Genomic DNA, 19757 nt, shown 5'->3' on the forward strand with positions numbered 1-19757 from the left:
AAAAAGAACAGCCCAAAAGGACTGTTCTTCTATACACAACCTATTATATAGGTCATTATCTATTTATTTTACGCGTTTTTAGCAATTTCTACTAATTTCGCGAATGCAGCTGCATCATGTACTGCCAAGTCAGCCAACATTTTACGGTTGATTTCCACACCAGCTTTTGTTAAACCAGCGATGAAACGGCTGTAGGATAAACCATTCATACGGCTTGCTGCATTGATACGAGCGATCCATAATTTACGGAACTCACGTTTTTTAGCACGACGATCACGACGAGCATAGTATAATGCTTTCATTACGGATTCGTTTGCTTTTTTGAATAAGCGAGAACGTGTACCGCGGTAACCTTTAGCTAATTTTAAGATTTTTTTATGACGTGCATGCGCTGTTACGCCTGTTTTTACTCTTGCCATTATTGTATTCCTCCAATATCGTTATATGTTACTAAAATATTTGCATCTTATGCGTATGGTAAGCATTTCACTACGCGTTTGTAGTCAGATTTGCTAACCAATGTAGCTTTACGAAGATTACGTTTACGTGCTGGAGATTTTTTCTCTAAGATATGGCTTTTGAAAGCTTTTGCACGTTTGAATTCACCACTACCTGTTACTTGGAAACGTTTAGCCGCTGCGCGACGAGTTTTAATCTTTGGCATTATTCTTCCTCCTAATTACCTTTTTTAGCTAAAATCATTGTCATGTTTCGGCCTTCTAGTTTCGCTTCTTTTTCAACAACCGCTTGGTCAGTTAATTCACCAGCAAAACGAGTCAGCACATTAAGCCCCAATTCTGGGTGGCTCAATTCACGACCGCGGAACATGATCGTTACCTTAACTTTATTACCATCACCTAAGAATTTAGCTGCATTTTTAAGTTTTACATAAAAATCATGATCTTCGATGTGAGGACGAAGCTTAACTTCTTTCAATGTGAAAGTTTTTTGCTTCTTCTTTGCTTCTTTTTCGCGTTTTTGTTGCTCATAACGGTATTTACCATAGTTCATAATGCGACAAACTGGTGGTTTACCATTAGGGGCTACTTCTACTAGATCTAAATGTTGTTCTTCTGCCATAGCTAAAGCATCACGAACAGACATAATACCTAACTGATCATTATCTGCACTTACGACACGAACTTCGCGAGCACGGATTTCTTCATTAATACGCGGTGTATCTTTGCTAATACTAGTCACCTCCAAAGGGATAAAAAAATCGGATGGCACAAGGCCACCCGAGCATAGTTTATAACTATCTGTACCCAACATTTCATGACATCAGGTGAGAAACGGATGGTTTCTACTTGTTAATACCTAATTAGTATACGCTATTAATTCTTATTTGTCAAGAATTCTCCCTTTAAATTTATATATTATCTGCAACTTTCCAACAATATACTTTGTAAAATTACCATCATATTATAAAAGAAATTTACCTTCATACAAACTGATAAAAAGGCCCTCCCGAAGGAGAGCCTTTCCATATTACGTTCGCTATTGATTAGCCTTGTAATTCGTCTTCAAAACCTTTTTGTAAACGAACATAGGATTGACGGCGTTCTTTAGCTAATTGTTTGTTGATTTCTAACAATTCTTTGCTCATTGCAGGAACTGCTTTACCCAAAGATGTGTAACGAACTTCTTTTCCTAAGAAGGAATCGAATAATTCGTAATCAGGTTCTTTGGAATCAAGGCTGAATGGATTTTTGCCTTGTGCTTTTAATGCTGGGTTATAACGGTATAGATCCCAGTAACCGGATGCAACAGCTTGTTTAGTTTCAGCTTGTGCATTACCCATACCACCTTTAATACCATGGTTGATACATGGAGCGTAAGCGATGATTAGGGATGGACCTGGATATGCTTCAGCTTCTGCTAATGCTTTCATCAATTGGTTCATGTCAGCACCCATACCAACTTGAGCCACATAGATGTTACCATATGTCATAGCAATCATGCCAAGGTCTTTTTTGTTTGTACGTTTACCTTGTGCAGCGAATTGAGCAACCGCACCTACGCGAGTAGATTTAGATGCTTGACCGCCAGTGTTGGAGTATACTTCTGTATCGAATACGAATACGTTAACGTCTTCGCCGGAAGCCAATACATGGTCAAGGCCACCGAAACCGATATCGTATGCCCAACCGTCACCACCGAAGATCCATTGGGAACGTTTTACAAGGTATTGTTTTTTAGCTAATACTTCTTTTACAGCTTCTGTTTGTTCTACTTTGGAAAGAGCATCGATCACAGCTTTAGCGCGGTCACGAGTACCTTCGCCTTGAAGACGTTTTTCTAACCATAAGTCAAGAACTTGCTTAGTTGCTTCATCAGCAGTTTCAGCGATGGAAGCTACAGTTTCAGCTAATTGTGTACGGATTTTTTCAGTACCGATGAACATACCGTAACCAAACTCAGCATTATCCTCGAATAAGGAGTTAGCCCATGCAGGACCTTGGCCTTGTTGGTTTTTAGTGTATGGAGATGCCGGCATAGATGCACCCCAAATGGAGGAACAACCTGTTGCATTAGCAATCATCATACGGTCACCGAACAATTGAGTAATCAATTTAGCATATGGAGTTTCACCACAACCTGCGCAAGCACCGGAGAACTCAAGCAATGGAGTTTTGAATTGGGAACCTTTTACAGTTTCTTGTTTCATTGGGTGAGATTTAGTTGGTAATGCTACACCATAATCCCAAGCTGGAGCAAATTCTAATTCGCCATCGATAGGGCGCATTTCGATTGCTTTTCCTTTAGGGGCTGGACAAATGTTTACACAGTTACCGCAACCTAAGCAGTCTAATGGAGATACTGCAATACGGAATTGCAATTCACCTTTAGTCATCATTTCTGGAATTGTTTCAAAGTTTTCAGGACCTGCTGCTGCTTCTTCTGCTGTCGCTAATACAGGACGGATAGTCGCATGTGGACATACGAAGGAACATTGGTTACATTGGATACAGTTTTCTTTGATCCAGTGAGGAACGAATAAAGCGGCACCACGTTTTTCAAATGCTGCAGTACCAGAAGGTAATGTACCATCTTCATAGCCTGTGAAAGCGGATACTGGTAAATCATAACCAGCTTGTGCATTAACAGGTTTTGCAATGTTAGCCACATAGCTTGGGCAAGTTGTGCAAGAAGATTTTTCGAAAGTATCTTCAGAATCTTTTGCATCTTTCCATGCTGCTGGAACTTCCACTTTTACAAGAGCCCCAACGCCTTCATCAACAGCTTTGTTGTTCATTGCAACAACGTCGGCACCTTTTTTACCATATGTTTTTTCAATGGAGTCTTTTAAGTACTCAACTGCTTTGTCGATAGGAATGATTGTATCTTCAGTTAATTTGAAGAACGCAGCTTGTGTAACCATGTTGATACGGCCACCCAAACCAATTTCAGCTGCAATTTTCGCTGCATTGATGATGTAGAAGTTCAATTCTTTTTCAGCAATTGTACGGCGAAGTTTTGCTGGTAATTTTTCTGCTAACTCTTCTGGAGACCAAGTACAGTTCAATAAGAATGTACCGCCTTTTTTAATACCACGAAGAAGATCATATTCATGAACATAAGATTGACGATGACAAGCGATAAATTCTGGTTCAGTTACCAAGTATGGTTTGTTGATTGGATTTTTACCAAAACGTAAGTGAGACATTGTCACACCACCAGATTTTTTGGAGTCATAGTCGAAGTATGCTTGTGCATACATATCTGTATGGTCACCGATGATTTTGATAGCAGATTTATTAGCACCTACAGTTCCATCAGAACCGAATCCCCAGAATTTACATCCAGTTAAACCTTCAGTTTTTACGGATACGCCTTCAGCACGGTTTAAGGACAAGTTAGTTACATCGTCATTGATACCCAATGTGAAGAAACGTTTGCCAGCTTCTGCTAACATGTTATCGAATACTGCTACAAGGTCAGCTGGGATTACGTCTTTAGAAGAAAGACCATAACGACCGCCGAATACTTTAGCATTAATATTGTGTTGAACAAGTGCTGCTTGAACGTCTAAGAATAAAGGTTCAGCTAACGCACCTGGTTCTTTTGTACGGTCTAATACTGCGACGCGTTCTACAGTTTTTGGAAGAGCCGCTACAAAACGATCTGTCGCGAATGGACGGAATAAGTGAACTTGTACGAAACCAACTTTACGGCCTTGTGCACGTAAGTAATCTACAGTTTCAGTAGCTACTTGTGCAGAGGAGCCCATTGTTACGATTACGTCAGTTGCATCTTCATCACCATAGTAGTTGAACAATTGGTAGTTACGACCAGTGATTTTGTTGATTTCATGCATGTAATGTTCTACTACATTTGGAACTTCTAAGTAGAATGGGTTAGAAGCTTCACGATGTTGGAAGTAGATATCAGGGTTTTCAGCAGTACCACGAGTTACAGGAGCATCTGGGTTCAACGCACGTTGACGGAATGCTTCTAACGCTTCTTGGTCCACTAAAGGTTTTAATTCATCATATTCTAATACTTCGATTTTTTGGATTTCGTGAGAAGTACGGAAACCGTCGAAGAAGTTGATGAAAGGAACGCGTGTTTTTAACGCTGTTAAATGCGCAACTGGAGCAAGATCCATAACTTCTTGTACAGAGGATTCTGCTAACATAGCACAACCAGCAGCACGAGCTGCCATAACGTCTTGATGGTCACCAAAGATAGACAATGCTTGCGCTGCGATAGCACGAGCTGCTACGTGGAATACACCTGGAAGTAACTCACCAGACACTTTGTACAAGTTAGGCAACATTAATAATAGACCTTGAGAAGATGTGAACGTAGTTGTCAATGCGCCCGCTTGTAAAGAACCGTGAACTGCTGCTGCAGCGCCGGCTTCGGATTGCATTTCAACAACCTGTACAGTATGACCAAACAAGTTTTTACGACCTTGTCCTGCCCATTCATCCACATGTTCTGGCATTGGAGAAGATGGTGTGATTGGGTAAATAGCTGCCACTTCAGAGAAACCATACGCTACGTGTGCTGCAGCTTGGTTGCCGTCCATAGTTTTCATTTTACGCATGTTAAAATAGCCTCCTTAAAGCAAATAAAAATTAACACTTGTAGTTACATACAAAATAGGGGGATGTATATAGACTCTTGTCCGTGCACTCGCAGGATGAGTCCTCCCCTCTTGAGTATCAAAATGTTTTTTGAAATATGAATCATTTATTTCTAAAAAGATTGCATATGTTGCAAAAATGTAATAATATATAAGTTATATAGTACCTCTTTGCAAATTTGTGAAGTAGTAACTCTACTTCTTGAACAAATTGATATAGCCTTATGGTTTCATTATACATTGAGAACGAGAACTTCGCAATACCATATACACTATATCCATTGCTAATTATGCGATTATCAATTTACATTTACACATGCTTTATTGCTCAAATAGCATACTAAAAAAGAGGGCTTTTGTTATTACCATATTTAAGAGGTGCATTATGGACTTTCATCACTTAAAATACTTCGTAGAAGTAGCGGATCAAAAAAGTTTCAGCAAGGTCGCAAGAAATCTTCACATTTCACAATCTGCTATTAGTCGTACTATAAAAGCATTAGAAGACGAGCTAGGTGTTGTGTTATTCATTCGTAATGCAAAATCTGTTGAAATGACTGATGGCGGCACCATCTTTTTAACGCATGCGAAACGTGTTGTATTCATGTTTGAACATTTAAAAATCGATTTCGAAAACGAATTCCGCTTAGAACAAGGTTCTGTATTAATTGGTTTACCACCAGTTACAGACGCTCCAATCTTTGCACAATTATTAGGTGAGTTTAAACAAACCTATCCTCAAATCGAATTAGAGTTATATGAACATGGTTCTAAAAAAATAGAAATTTCTGTCCAAGAAGGTCTTATCGATGTTGGGATTATCTGTACAAAACCAAATTCAAAAGAATTTGACTCATTCTATTTAACGAGTGATCCTTTAAGCGTTATTTTACCAAAAGATAATCCATTAGCCTTAGAAGAATCTATTTCTCTTGATCAATTAGCAGATCAATCTTTTGTGTTACATAAAGATGATTTTAACCTTCATGATGAAATTGTAAAATCTTGTAAGTCTGTTGGCTTCCAACCACATATTGTATTTGAAACTAGCCAACGCGATTTGATGTTACAAACCGTAGCCGCTCACTTAGCAATCGCTTTATTACCTAGTCGTCTATGCCCTACGGAAGATGAAAATACAAAAGTAGGATCTAGCGTTGTGGTACGTCCTTTAGTAAATCCTGAAATTATGCATACTTTACACGTTATTTGGAAAAAAGGACATTACCTATCTCATGCTTCCCGCTTATGGTTAGACTTTGTGATGGCGCGCTTGCCATTGATTCCTGGCGACACCCATGATGAAACAGCTGAGTAATCTGCTTCTGAAAGTAGGCCCTCTCCTAAAGAGGCCAGTGTTCTGGATTATCCTCTACGTGCTAAGCACAACCTATTGGATGGTGTCACAACAACTAGAAATCAACGCTCTGAAAGAACGAGTTGACACAGAGCATACCATGGAACACAGTGATACCTTTCATTATCGCTTGACCAACCTAGAAAACATCAGTAACTCTCACGGAGATCGACTAAAAGAACTAGAACGTGACAACTGGCAGCTCAAACGTTTCGCCAACCAACACCAGTTCCGCATCATGCAACTAGAGTGGGAACATCCTAACATCGAGGCCCCAGAACCAAGCAAATCAACACCGGTGAAAACACCATTCAAAGCAAACCCAACCAACGTCCCAGACGTTAAAAAATAAACAAAGGACTGTACCAAGTGCATCAACACTAAGTACAGTCCTTTTTATATTCCATTTACTACTGCATACTCCCTTGCGACACCTACCTCAGCACTGACTGTATAAAAAGAGGGGGATATATGGGAGTAAAAAATAATTTGCGGCAGCACACTCCATTGCGACGCCTACCTCAGCACTTACTACATTTGAAAAAGAGGGATATGTGAGACATAAAAACAATTTACTGTAGCATACTCCTTTGCGATGCCTACCTCAGCACTTACTACATTTGAAAAGGAGGGATATGTGAGACATAAAAACAATTTGCGACAGCATCCTCCCATGTGACGCCTACCTTAGCACTGACTGTATAAAAAAGGGGGATATATGTCTGTAAAAAACAATTTGCGGCAGCATGTTTTTTACAGACATATATCCCCCTCCCACCCAAAATACATCAGTGCTTAGTGTATAAGGAGCATCCATTCGAGGAACGTACACAGCACATAGGCTATGATAAACTTTACTTTTTGTTTCCGATCCCGGTCTTCATCAGCCACTTTCAATCGATGTGCCAAGAATCGTTTATCTCGTATTTGCATCAACATTTCCACGATGTGTTCTTGTCGTTTCATAACATTTTTATCATTCTCTAAAGCCTGCTTCTGCATAGCAATACGTCGTTGTAATCGTCGCATCTGGATCTTAATATTATTGCTCACAAATACAGATTGCCATTTTTTCCTCGTTTCAAAATACATGTAAATATAACGAGGAATATTCATGACCACAAAACTGAATAGCAAAATGCTCAAGGAAATAAAGAAATACGTAGAGAAAGAAAAGTCCTGTAGCTCTTCATGTGGTAAATAATGGTTCAAGATAATAAAGCTCACCCAAACCCCTATGGGCATTAACAAAGCTGCCGCCATGTCAATGGATCGAACCCAGTTCGTTTTTACCGGCATTTCAGGAGCTAAATAGGTTTCTAACTTCTGATGGAATGCATAATACTCCACTTGCAGCACAGATTGTCCCGATCTGATGGCTGTTAATAGCACCGGCCCTACGCTATCTTTTGGTCGCTGTGGCCAAGGAATAAACTCTCGTACAGGGCTATCCGGTGACAAGTCAAATCGAATAATACCTTTCTTTTCTAAACGCATAGATGATGTATCATCACCGATGCTGAAAGGATTAAAAAACATCCCTAATACATGCAAACTCCAATTTCCCAAAATATGAGTAATGATATTTAAAAATAAACCACCCATATCTACATTGGCTACATCTAATTTAAGCTGAATGGTAGATGTATAATCATCAAACCAAATATCATCAATATCAAATTCTACATTGATGACATTCCCCAATTTCGTGATGACATTCATGAATACCTTATTGTTTGGTTCAAATTCAAAAATAATGGAATGAAAGAACCAATGATTACGCACCACAGATCGCATCTTACGGTTCACCGCTTCTTCCTCAATGGATAGCATACGATGATCGTACAGCGTATTTCCATCTTCTAGTTGCTCTGGTAAACGTGGGGCTTCTATATGTGTTTGTGTAGTTACAGTATTGGCTAATTTCAACAGCTTTGTAACTAATTGTCCCATATATATCTCCTATCTAGTAGGTTATCTGAATCTAAGTGATACACTTTCATAGTTATCACAATTATATCATAGTCCCCTTACAAATGAAAGAAAAGCCCCACCTATACTAAATGCGTTCCATGCTCAATCGATGGTATTCGTAGAATCGACCTTGTAAAGCTAATAAGCGTTCATAAGTTCCACTTTCCACAATGCGTCCATCTTCTAAGAATACAATACGATCCATTTCATGAAGTTGTTCGATATGGTGTGTAATGTATAATACAGTTTTTCCTTGGAACAAAGTACTCAACTGATCTTGTACCAAGTGCCTTGTGACTTGATCTAATCCTTCTAGTGGCTCATCCAAAAGCAAAATCTCTGCATCACGTAAATACAAGCGTGCCATACCAAGGCGTTGTCGTTGTCCACCACTGAGACCCATGCCCCCTTGACCGACCATGGTGCGCAAACCTTTTGGTAATGTCCGTACCCAGTCCGCCAATTGCACCGCTTCTAAGGCTTGCCAAATGTCTTCATCTGTAGCACTCGGCTTAGCCAATCGGATGTTATCGCCAATTGTAGCATGGAATATATAGATATCTTGGGTAGCATATGCCATATACGATTGCAATTCTTCCTCTGAAAGTGCCCTTGTATCAACTCCATCAATAAAGATAGTACCACTGTATGCATACCATCCTTGTAACAGTGCAAACAATGTGCTTTTACCGGACCCACTAGGACCTACAATAGCTACTTTCTCACCTTTTTGAATGGACAATTCTAATTCCTCGTAAATAGGCAGTACATCATAAGCAAAGGATAGAGCTTGCATACGAATCATCGGAGATACTGTTTTATCCACGTCTATGGAACTCTGATGGTTCATGCTTTCTAATGATGTTTTCTCCTGTCCTGATCGATCGTCTAGCTGTTCCAATCGCTCCATAGCTAAAGCGCTTTCATAGCCATGCAAGGATGCTTCTGTCATAGGTTGTAAGGTTTCAAAGTAGGACTGCAATCCAATAGCGATAACCGCCACCCATAGCGGTCCGTAGGTAATGCCATCAATTACCCATAGGCCAACAATAATCCCTACTAATAAGGCAGATTGTGCTAACCCTAAGAGGATAGTCTGATTCCAACGAATGCCACGATTCCATAGACTCTGCCAACCATCAAAATCACGAAAAGATGCTTTCATAGACTGTACAAATCGTTTTTCTTGATGACTCATAATAATATCTACCACACCATGAATAGATTCGATGAGTTCCTCTTTCATACGCCCTCTTGTATGTAATCGCATAGGTGGTACTTGCCGTAGCACATAGGTAATGATCATTGGCAGCACTACGCCTACAAGAATACTGTACAATGCAATCACCATAGCTACTATCGGATGCAATTGGTATCCTATGATACAGCCTAGCACTGTAACAACGAGGAATGACAAACTAGGTACTAAGGTACGCAAATAAAAGAACTGTAATGTCTCAATATCTGCCATAATCCGTCCTAGGAGGTCCCCCATTTTCATAGATTGAAAGATACGTGGCACCAATGGTTCTAGTCTTTTAAAGAAGGCAATGCGCAATTCGTATAACCCTTGGAAAGCCATAGAATGCGACACATAACGTTCCCCATACCGACAAATGGCACGGCTAATCCCAAAGAATCGTACTCCTACAATGGCCAAGCTCAACACCACTAATAGGGGATGCTCTGAGGCTTTCGTTATGAGCCATGTGGACGTAGTAAGTAAACCAATATTCATGAGCACTGTAGCCATAGCAAAAACTACACTACCCACTAGCAAGGCTTTATGCCCAGATAGTAACTTCCAGAGTGACCATAAGCCTCGGCGGATATTCTGTTGCGTATTTCCCATGGTATTATGCTCTTTAACATTCGATGCATGTGTATTATGTAACGCTTCTATTTCAACTTGTTGCACTATATCGTACGATGTATCGCCACTGCTATAGTCTGCTCCTAATGCTGGATTAGGGGATTCAGACTTTAGTGTCTCCTCCACTACCTTCCGCATCACAGGATTACTATAGGTATTCACTAGGGATGTAAAATATCCATTTTGTACGATTAAGTCTCTATAACTACCAGCTTCTACTAATCGCCCTTCTTGCATCACAAATAAAATGTCCACATACTTCATAGTTTGCACACGATGCCCCACATACAAGACGATTTTATCTTGCCCATACTGATGCAATACCTGCATGATTAGATGCTCAGTTTCCACATCTAAATGAGCTGTTACTTCGTCAAGAATAAGGATTTGTGCTGGTCGTAACAAGGTTCGTCCTAAAGCTAATCGTTGGCGTTGTCCACCGGACAATCCATAGCCACCTTCTCCAATCAATGTATCTAATCCCTTTGGTAAAGTAGCTACAAAGTCAGCTAGCTGTACTTGTTCTAGAACCTGCCATAAGGTTTCATCAGTCGCCGGTAATCCAAATTGTAAGTTCTCCCGTAAGGTACCACTCATAATATATGGGGTTTGACTAAGATACGCAATCTGCTCATGGTACCATTGACTGTCTAAGGTTTGTAAATCATAACCATCTACGGTCACTTGGCCCTTAGAAGGCGTTAATAATTGCATGAGCACATTAGATATAGTAGTTTTACCCGCTCCACTTTCACCAACTAGCATATAAGAACGGCCACGTTCCAATACACCTGTAAAAGTGGCTAAGCCTACATGATCTTCTTCATATTCGTATGCCACATCCCGAAACTCAATAGTTTGAATCGGATCCTTAAGTGTTTTCTGACCTGTATGAATTACTTCTACACCTGATGTTACATACTCCTCCACTGCTGTAAGGCTCACTTTACCTGATAAACCCGTATGAAATGCAGATCCCAACTGTCGTAGGGGAGCATAGAAATCTGATGCTAGTAGCAAAATAAAGAAAGCTGGTAAAAACTCTACTTCCCCATATACTAAGGATACCCCTAAGTAGACAGCAATCATGGCTGTACTTATTGTACCGATTAATTCTAACACTAAGGCAGACAAAAAGGCGATACGCAATACCTTTAATGTAGCATCGCGAAACTCTCCAGATAAACGACCTATCACATGAATCTGTTCTTTGGCACGACCAAATACTTTCAGTGTTGTTAAACCTTGTAATACGTCAAGGAAATGTCCTCCTAAGAATTGCATTCGTTCCCATTGCTGCTTATTTAGTTTATCTGCTTCCTTACCAATGAGAATCATAAAAAAAGGAATCAAAGGGTAGGTTAGCAATAAAATCCAACCAATCCAAGAGATAGAATTAATAATAGCAATAGACAATATAAGTGGAATCAATACAGCATATAATGCTTGTGGAATATATTGACTCATATAAGCATCTACATGATCTAACCCATCAGTCAATATATGTGTGATAGAACCAGCACTCTCGGATTGACGTACCCCTTGAGATAACATATGGTGTAGCACACGATTGCGTAGGTCCTCATGAACTGCACTTGCAATATGATCTCGCAACCACTGCTCTCCATGGGTACAAACCATACGTAGAAAAATCATTAACATTAATCCTAGTATATAATCAAAAGATATATCTCCACCTTGTACTACTAGCCTATCAATAATACAAGCAAAAGCATATGCTTGCCCTAACGTTGCTACCGTGCCAAGCAAGGTAAACAATAGTAATCCTCCATAGGAACGAGGATGCAATTTCACTAATTGCCAAGCAAAGGGATGAATCATCGGACCTCCTTTCCAGAATACGTGTTAGTCGATTCTTATCATATGCAAGAAAAGGGACGTGTAATCACGCCCCTTTTAAAATCACTATAGATTAATAGTGTAAGTCATCTTGTGTAACACGATGACGGAAATAGTAGTATGCCCATGCTTGGTACGCCAATACGATTGGTACGAAGATGCACGCTACGATTGTCATCAATGTTAATGTATACGTAGAGGATGCAGCATTCATGATTGTTAAGCTGTACGCTGGATCAATGCTAGATACCATGATACGAGGGAACAATCCTGCAAAGTACGCAAGGGTTACAAATAGAATTGTCAATGCACTGAACACGAAACCTTTACCTGTTTGGCGAGCACGTGTAAAGCCCCAAGATACTAAGAAGCTAAGAATAGCTAATGCAAATGCTACGGTAGCTAATGTGCTGTTGAATAGGTCTGTGTATACATAGGTAGCTCCTACCAATACCAACGCACCTACTGCTGTAATCACACCTTCTACTAATGCAGCTGCACGAGCGCGTTCAGAGATGTCCCCTGTTGTTTTCACGGATGCATATAAAGCACCATGGTACAAGAATACGCACACGAAGGCAACGCCACAAAGAATCGTGTATACGCTCAATAAATCTAAGAACCCACCTACAAAGTTCATATCTTTATCGATAGGTGTACCTTGGATCAAGTTACCTACTGTAACACCCCAAAGAAGTGCTGGGATAGCAGATCCAAAGAAAATGCACCAGTCGAAAGCAGCACGCCATGTTGGGCTTTTATCTTTACTGCGGAAGTCAAAAGATACCCCACGAGCGATTAACGCTGCTAACATCAAGAACAATGCCAAGTAGAAACCACTGAATAAGGTAGCATATACTTGTGGGAAGGATGCAAACATAGCACCACCAGCGGTGAGCATCCATACTTGGTTACCGTCCCATACAGGACCGATAGTATTGATTAATTGGCGGCGTTCACGGTCTGTTTTACCCAAGAATGGGAGCCACATGCCTACACCATAGTCAAGACCTTCTAAAATAAAGAATCCCGTAAATAAAACACCTACTAAGATGAACCAAATTAATTCTAAGTTATTTGTAATTATTTCCATAATGTAGCCTCCTCTTGTTCAACCACATCATGAGCTGGGTTACCCGCTGGCCCCGCTTGAATATGTTTGACTGCCAAGTAGATTGCGGCAATTGCCATGACTACGTATACAGCTGTAAAACCGATAATTGTTGTCCAGATTTCTGGGGCTGTTACCACTTTAGATGCACCATCCGCCGTTTTTTGTAAGCCATATACAAGCCAAGGTTGACGACCCGCTTCTGCTACATACCAGCCTGTGGAGTTCGCAATGAATGGAAGGGCTAACATATGATAAATCGCTTTTAAGGCTGCTTTGTTATTAAGCAATTTGCCTTTCATATGCAAGTAGTAACCTACGATAGATGTAACAAGCATCAAGATACCTGCTAAAATCATCACACGGAAAGACCAGAACATAGATGTTACATGTGGCACATAATCGCCTGCACCGTGTTTTAGTTCTGCTTCTTTTTGAAGGTCATTGATACCTTTTACTTCGCCTTTGAAAGAATCATGAACTACAAAGGATAGCGCCCCTGGTACACCAATTTCAAAATTGTTCTTTTTGCCATCTTGGTCAATGCCAGCAACGATAGCAAATGGAGCTGGATCATGTGTTTCCCACAATGCTTCAAAAGCAGCTACTTTCATTGGTTGTAATTTGGCTACTGTTTGGCCTTGGAAGTGACCTGCGCCACTAACTAATAAACCACCAATTACTGCTGCACCTAAACCAAACTTAATAGATTTAGAGTAAAAATCTACGTGATTATTCTTCAATAAATGCCATGCACTAACAGAAGCAATGATAACACCTGCTGTTAAGATACCATCTGTAAAGATGTGCAAATATTGACCTGGTAAATACCCATTTTGTAGGATAGCCGCAAAGGAATCCATTTCTGCACGGCCATTACGAAGTGCATATCCAACTGGATGTTGCATAAATGAGTTCGCTACTAAAATCCAGAATGCGGATAAGTTACTTCCGATAGCTACCAACACTGCTACAAATGCATGTGCTTTAGGGGATAATTTATCCCAACCAAAAATCCAAGCCCCCATAAAAGTGGACTCTAAGAAAAAGGCTGTTAAGGCTTCTAACGCCAAAGGAGCTCCGAAGATATCTCCCATGAAGCGAGAGTATTCCGCCCAGTTCATTCCAAAATGGAACTCTTGAACGATACCTGTTACAACACCCATTGCAAAGTTAATTAAGAATAATTTTCCCCAAAACTTTGCCATTTTTTTGTACACTTCGTTTTTCGTACGCACATAAGTAATTTCTAGTATTGCTACTAATACTGTCATACCTAGCGTAAACGGAACGAAGAGCCAATGATAGATCGTTGTCAATGCAAATTGAAAACGAGCTAACAAGACTGCATCCATCATGTTAATTCCTCCTCACTTGAATACAATTTATACCACATGGTGCAATGATATTTGAATCGAACGCTCACGTTTTGCTAACGTTTCGAAATCAACATTTTTTAACTCTTGTATTAGTACAGCTTGAATTTTACCAACTGCCTCTTGTACGGCGCATTGACCATGGCAGCCACGAGAGCAACTTTCAGAGTCATATAAACAATGTTGTAAATATGTGTCTCCTTCTACCGCTGTTACCACATCATACAAACTAATATCTTTAGGCTTTTTGGCCAATGTAAATCCACCATCTACGCCTCGGTAAGAGTGCAATAATTTTGCATTCACTAAATATCTCATAATTTTTAGTAGAAATCGTTCAGGAATCTTGCTAGTACGCGCTAACTCTGAGCCTACCTTACGAGTACCAAAAGGTAATGTAGACATATATAAAAGAATACGAAATGCATAGTCTGTCGCTTGATTAAATTTCAATGAGTCCTCCTCTTTTGTTATCTATCCTTCATAAAACTCTATCCGTCATCAAAAGTACACTACTTAGGTATACTTTAAGCTTGCAAAAAAATGCTCGAGTGCAAAAGCGTTCGAGCATCTCTTGTTTCTATTATAAGAAATTATTGAGAATGTTGCAACCTATTTCTTCACAACTTCTTCATTTTTTATATATGTGCTAATGTATCAATAATCACATAAGCTAGTGCAGATACACCTGCAGATAATGGTATCGTAATAAACCAAGCAAATACCATAGACCTTGCAGTGCTCCAGTTAACCGCTCTTACACGCATGGCTGTACCTACCCCCATAATAGATCCACTCACAACATGTGTAGTAGATACTGGTAAATGCAATAATGTAGCTGTAAAAATAGTAATAGCAGAGTTCAAATCAGCTGCAAATCCATTAATACTTTCTAATTTAAAAATTTTACTACCTACAGTAGCAATAATTTTCCAACCACCTGCTGCTGTACCTAATGCCATTGCTGTAGCACAGGCAATTTTAACCCAAATAGGTACATCTAAGGTTTGTAAATGTCCACTAGCTACTAAGGTTAACGTAATTATGCCCATCGCTTTTTGTGCATCATTAGATCCATGCGAAAACGACATTAAGGCCGCAGATACTAATTGCATATTCCGAAATCGATCATTTAAGATAATTGGCGAAAATCGTCCAAATAGGATTAGCAGTATTTTCATAACAATATAGCCCAATACTAGCGCTAGAATAGGAGATGCTACCAAAGAAATAAAAATCTTACCAATCCCACCAGCTTGCAGAGCTTCAGGGCCTACAGAAATCAACACAGCACCAATGATACCACCAATTAAGGCATGGGAAGAAGAGCTTGGAATCCCATACCACCAAGTTAAGAGGTTCCAGAAAATAGCACCTACAAGAGCTGCAACAATAATTTCTCCGTTAATCATCTCTGGGGCTGTAACAATATCTCCACCAATCGTTTTAGCAACGCCCGTACTCACCATAGCTCCCAAAAAGTTTAACGTGGCTGCCATCATAACAGCCGTCTTTGGCGCTATGGCTCGAGTAGATACTGATGTGGCAATTGCATTAGCAGTATCATGGAATCCATTTATATAGTCAAAGGCCAATGCGAGCAAAACGACGGCCCATATCACCCAACCATCAAGCATACTTTAATACTACCCGGCGGAATGTTCCTACCAAAGTCTCAGATCCATCAATAACGTCTTCCATGGAGCTAAGAATTTCCTTCCACTTAATGATTTCAATAGGGTCACTGCACTCTGTAAAAAGTTTCGCCATTTCCACATGATAAATATCATCTGCCTCTGCTTCTAAACGCAACACCTCTAACGCACGACCTTCTACTTTCAGATAGTTCTTTTTTAAACTCCCCATATAAGAAATAGATTTTTTAATGTGTTTGCAACATTTAGCTACGATTTCTGCCATACGGATTGCTCCTGCAGTTGGTTCGCTTTGCACTTGATACATTACCATTTTATCCATGATTTCTTTAATATTATCAATCGTGTTATCTAATTGATCAATCAAAAGTTGAATGTCTTCACGATCCATTGGCGTAATAAATGTTTTACGCAAACGGTCCATAGTAGCCGCTACCAATTCATCTGCCTCATGTTCCTTTTGTTCAATTTCACGAAGAGCTTCTCGCTTCTCCACTTCTCCTTCAAACACATCTTGCATCAATTGTGCTGCCTCATGACATAACTCAGCATGGTCATTGAGCATACTGAAAAACTTTTCTTCTTTTCCTTTTAAATTGAAAGCCATTACTTCCTCCAATAACTTACTATGTAATTTAGATAATTCCATTATAGCACGTTACCATTCACTTGTGCATACAAATTACAAAAGCCTATATACATTTTTTACTTTTAATACATAATGCTATTCATTTAGATATCTCTATTATTATAATTGCCTATTTTTTAGAAGATTTCTATCTGTTGCCGCTTTGCTTTACTATCTTTACATCACATCTATGGGCGCAACAAAAATAGCTATCTTAGCACTACTATAATACATAGTTACTAAAGATAGCTATCGCAATCCACTATTTAATTAATTCTCGCTTTAAATGTTTAACTTCCGGTAAAATCAATTCTTTCATGGCTAGTGTAACAGCCCCTACTGATCCTGGAATAGCAAATAAAATCGTATGATCTTTTACCCCGCCAATAGCACGAGATGCCAACGCTTTCGTTCCAATATCATCACGGTAGCTTAAAAAACGAAATAACTCGCCAAACCCTGGAATTTCTTTATCCAATAAGGGTTGCACTGCTTCGATGGATACATCACGTTTGGCAATACCAGTGCCTCCAGTGCTAATAATAATATCTGCACCACTGACATTGCTCTCATAAGTCCAAGCTCGTACAGCATTATTTGTGGAAGTATCAAAAACTAGAACTTCTTCATCATAATTGCCAGTGAAAGCCTGATGAATGGCTCCTTGAATCTCATCAATTGTATCTGTCACAATTTGACGAGATACCACCTCAAATCCAGCCTCGCGAGCTAATTCTTCAACTCGGGCCCCACCTTTATCTGTCTCTTTTGTTCTTGTATCAGACACTGTAATCACCGCTACTGTTAGGGGGCGGTCTGTAAATTCCATCATTGCCATATGTATGGTCCTTTCTTTGTAGTACATGCTATTTAATATAAAATCATCAGCCAGTCTATTACTCTTAATAGGCTGGAACCAACATACTAGAAAACGTTTCTCAGATAGCTTCTAATACAGTATAGTAACTAATTATGTGCCATCTTTCAAAGTTTTAATACTCCAACTAGTACCTATATGTATAGTAGCATATCTCCTATCGTAACTCCATAAGAAATGTTAAAGACCAAAAAATTCTTTTACTTCTTTTAACTGACCTTTTGTACAGGACACATATAGTTCGTCTCCACACTGTAATACTGTTGTGGCCACTGGTACAATCGGTTGTCCTCCTCGATCAATGCTGACAATCATAGATCCTCTTGGCATATCAATATCTTTCAGCATCGTTTCTACATAGGGGCAAACGACTGATAGACGAGTTTGGAAAAATGTTTGCTCTTCTTCTGCTCCTACAATGCCTTGGCTCATACGAAGTAATAAATTATCATAAATTGGTAATTCTTTCATAAATTCAGCCGTTAAATAAGCAATAATGGCTACAGTACCTACTTGGTAAATACTGTGAAAGCTATTTGTCATTTCTAGTACCAATAATATAGCTAACAATGGAGTTCGCATAGAGGCTGCTAACATACCTGCCATACCACAAATGATAAAACTACTTCCAAAGGCATTCGGTAGCATGTGTAATTCTACTAATATACTATGCATCAATGCCCCCACTGCTGATCCAATTACAACCATCGGTAGAAATATACCACCTTGTGCACCATTACCATAACAAATAGAAGTTAACACAATTTTACCTATCACAATGTATAGCAATACTTGTAATGTCTGTTGATGAGCAACCATCATGGTCACTACATCATTACCACCACCTAGCAGCATTTGTGAATCTATGCCCAATAGAGTTACCCCAAGAAATGTTAAAGAAATTTTCCACCCTCTAGATATGGGTAGTCTATCGTATATTCCCTTCACTCCTACAATCATACGATTGAAAATAACTCCAAAGCATCCCACAGCAACTCCTAATATGAAAAGTGTTGTGAAATACTCAATAGGAATACTTTCCATAACAGAAAATCCCAATGACGGTGTTAATCCAAATACTAAAGATGTAATTAAGTTAGATGATATGGTAGCAGAAAATGTAGGAATCACAAGCTTAGGATAAAAACTTTTATGCACTTCTTCAAATACAAAGATAGCTCCTGATACTGGTGCACTAAAAGCCGCTGTCAAACCTGCTGCCGCCCCTGCAGATGTTAAAATTCGCTCCTCACGTAACGAGCTACCAAACCAATTCGACAAGAGTTTTCCTGTAGCTCCACCCAATTGCACAGAAGGCCCTTCGCGCCCAACAGAAAATCCTACGATACCTGTAAAAGCACCACCAAAAAATTTAGATACCAACGTAGGAAAAGGATTCATATTAAAAATCCCCTTCATTTCTCCTTCAATTTGAGGTATTCCTGAACCTCCAGACAAGGGTGCCCACTTGAGTAATAAGTGACAACCCCAGCCAAGAACCATCATAATCATCGCCCAAATCACGATTTGTTCCATCGTTGCCGTCGCCATAAATTCGTGGCGATATTCATTGCCCCAGTGAATGATATATCTGAAAGCGGAACCAATTATGCCGGCTGCAATTCCTATGACTATACCTTTTACAATTAATAGGAGAAATTCCTCACGATCAAAGGTATTAAAAAATTCTATTTTAGGTTTTTTGAAAATATTATTACGTGTAGTATGTATCATATTATCACCTTAGTTACCTTAATAATAGATATAGTATACAAGGTTACGATTGATTTGTCATTATGTAAAATTATCTTCATTATTTCACATATGTTGTTCTATATTGGCTGGAAAGGGCTCTCCTTGTACATCATCATTTGCAACTTCCTATGTGTTCCTAGCTGTGGGTTTTATTCGCCCTTCAGGCTTTAAAATCTTACGCCAGGAACTAAGCGATGCT

Annotated in this window: 15 protein-coding genes and 1 other annotated feature; of the genes, 2 read left to right on the forward strand and 13 right to left on the reverse strand. The window is 39.4% G+C overall.

What is annotated here, in order from left to right; all coding sequences use genetic code 11:
- Positions 1–68: 68 nt before the first annotated feature.
- The 4 genes from rplT to nifJ all read right to left on the reverse strand — a co-directional run bounded on the left by rplT (position 69) and on the right by nifJ (position 5053).
- The gene (rplT, locus tag HMPREF3032_RS06935; RefSeq protein WP_009354133.1) at positions 69–419 is read right to left on the reverse strand and encodes a 50S ribosomal protein L20; all 351 of its coding nucleotides are present in this window, start codon (positions 417–419) and stop codon (positions 69–71) included.
- 47 nt (positions 420–466) lie between these two features.
- The gene (gene rpmI / locus HMPREF3032_RS06940) at positions 467–664 is read right to left on the reverse strand and encodes a 50S ribosomal protein L35 (RefSeq protein ID WP_009354135.1); all 198 of its coding nucleotides are present in this window, start codon (positions 662–664) and stop codon (positions 467–469) included.
- An 11-nt stretch (positions 665–675) separates the two neighbouring features.
- Positions 676–1200, reverse strand: a complete 525-nt coding sequence (infC, locus tag HMPREF3032_RS06945) for a translation initiation factor IF-3 (protein WP_009354125.1) — start codon at positions 1198–1200, stop codon at positions 676–678.
- A gap of 5 nt (positions 1201–1205) precedes the next feature.
- Positions 1206–1315: a sequence feature (ribosomal protein L20 leader region), on the reverse strand.
- A gap of 189 nt (positions 1316–1504) precedes the next feature.
- A complete protein-coding gene (gene nifJ / locus HMPREF3032_RS06950; protein WP_062403400.1) occupies positions 1505–5053 on the reverse strand; it encodes a pyruvate:ferredoxin (flavodoxin) oxidoreductase in 3549 nt (1182 codons plus the stop codon).
- A gap of 424 nt (positions 5054–5477) precedes the next feature.
- Here nifJ and HMPREF3032_RS06955 point away from each other — a divergent pair, with 424 nt between their 5' ends.
- A complete protein-coding gene (locus tag HMPREF3032_RS06955; RefSeq protein WP_062403403.1) occupies positions 5478–6410 on the forward strand; it encodes a LysR family transcriptional regulator in 933 nt (310 codons plus the stop codon).
- Between the two features lie 37 nt (positions 6411–6447).
- Positions 6448–6801, forward strand: coding sequence for a hypothetical protein (locus HMPREF3032_RS07610; RefSeq protein WP_127010938.1), 354 nt, complete (start codon positions 6448–6450; stop codon positions 6799–6801).
- A 443-nt stretch (positions 6802–7244) separates the two neighbouring features.
- Here HMPREF3032_RS07610 and HMPREF3032_RS06965 read toward each other — a convergent pair whose 3' ends face one another.
- The 9 genes from HMPREF3032_RS06965 to HMPREF3032_RS07005 all read right to left on the reverse strand — a co-directional run bounded on the left by HMPREF3032_RS06965 (position 7245) and on the right by HMPREF3032_RS07005 (position 19537).
- Positions 7245–8402 carry a hypothetical protein gene (locus HMPREF3032_RS06965; RefSeq protein ID WP_009354136.1) on the reverse strand — a complete coding sequence of 386 codons (1158 nt, stop codon included), beginning with the start codon at positions 8400–8402 and terminating at the stop codon, positions 7245–7247.
- 106 nt (positions 8403–8508) lie between these two features.
- A complete protein-coding gene (cydD, locus tag HMPREF3032_RS06970; RefSeq protein ID WP_062403409.1) occupies positions 8509–12138 on the reverse strand; it encodes a thiol reductant ABC exporter subunit CydD in 3630 nt (1209 codons plus the stop codon).
- 91 nt (positions 12139–12229) lie between these two features.
- Positions 12230–13249 (reverse strand): cytochrome d ubiquinol oxidase subunit II, encoded by a 1020-nt coding sequence (gene cydB, locus HMPREF3032_RS06975; RefSeq protein ID WP_062403412.1) that lies wholly within the window; start codon positions 13247–13249, stop codon positions 12230–12232.
- Positions 13240–14625, reverse strand: a complete 1386-nt coding sequence (locus HMPREF3032_RS06980) for a cytochrome ubiquinol oxidase subunit I (RefSeq protein ID WP_082717814.1) — start codon at positions 14623–14625, stop codon at positions 13240–13242. The genes cydB and HMPREF3032_RS06980 overlap by 10 nt, the downstream gene beginning before the upstream one ends.
- Before the next feature lie 27 nt (positions 14626–14652).
- On the reverse strand, positions 14653–15096 hold the full coding sequence (locus HMPREF3032_RS06985) for an RrF2 family transcriptional regulator (RefSeq protein ID WP_009354142.1): 444 nt from the start codon (positions 15094–15096) through the stop codon (positions 14653–14655).
- A 185-nt stretch (positions 15097–15281) separates the two neighbouring features.
- Complete coding sequence (locus tag HMPREF3032_RS06990; RefSeq protein ID WP_009354128.1) at positions 15282–16280, reverse strand: inorganic phosphate transporter; 999 nt, start codon at positions 16278–16280, stop codon at positions 15282–15284.
- Positions 16273–16905 carry a DUF47 domain-containing protein gene (locus HMPREF3032_RS06995; RefSeq protein ID WP_009354140.1) on the reverse strand — a complete coding sequence of 211 codons (633 nt, stop codon included), beginning with the start codon at positions 16903–16905 and terminating at the stop codon, positions 16273–16275. Before HMPREF3032_RS06995 ends, HMPREF3032_RS06990 begins: the two co-directional genes overlap by 8 nt.
- Before the next feature lie 283 nt (positions 16906–17188).
- A complete protein-coding gene (locus HMPREF3032_RS07000; protein WP_072270774.1) occupies positions 17189–17764 on the reverse strand; it encodes a MogA/MoaB family molybdenum cofactor biosynthesis protein in 576 nt (191 codons plus the stop codon).
- A gap of 219 nt (positions 17765–17983) precedes the next feature.
- Positions 17984–19537, reverse strand: coding sequence for a ClC family H(+)/Cl(-) exchange transporter (locus HMPREF3032_RS07005; protein WP_062403414.1), 1554 nt, complete (start codon positions 19535–19537; stop codon positions 17984–17986).
- Positions 19538–19757 lie beyond the last annotated feature (220 nt).

Origin of the sequence: Veillonella sp. DNF00869 (genome assembly GCF_001553345.1) — a bacterium.
Lineage (GTDB): Bacteria > Bacillota > Negativicutes > Veillonellales > Veillonellaceae > F0422.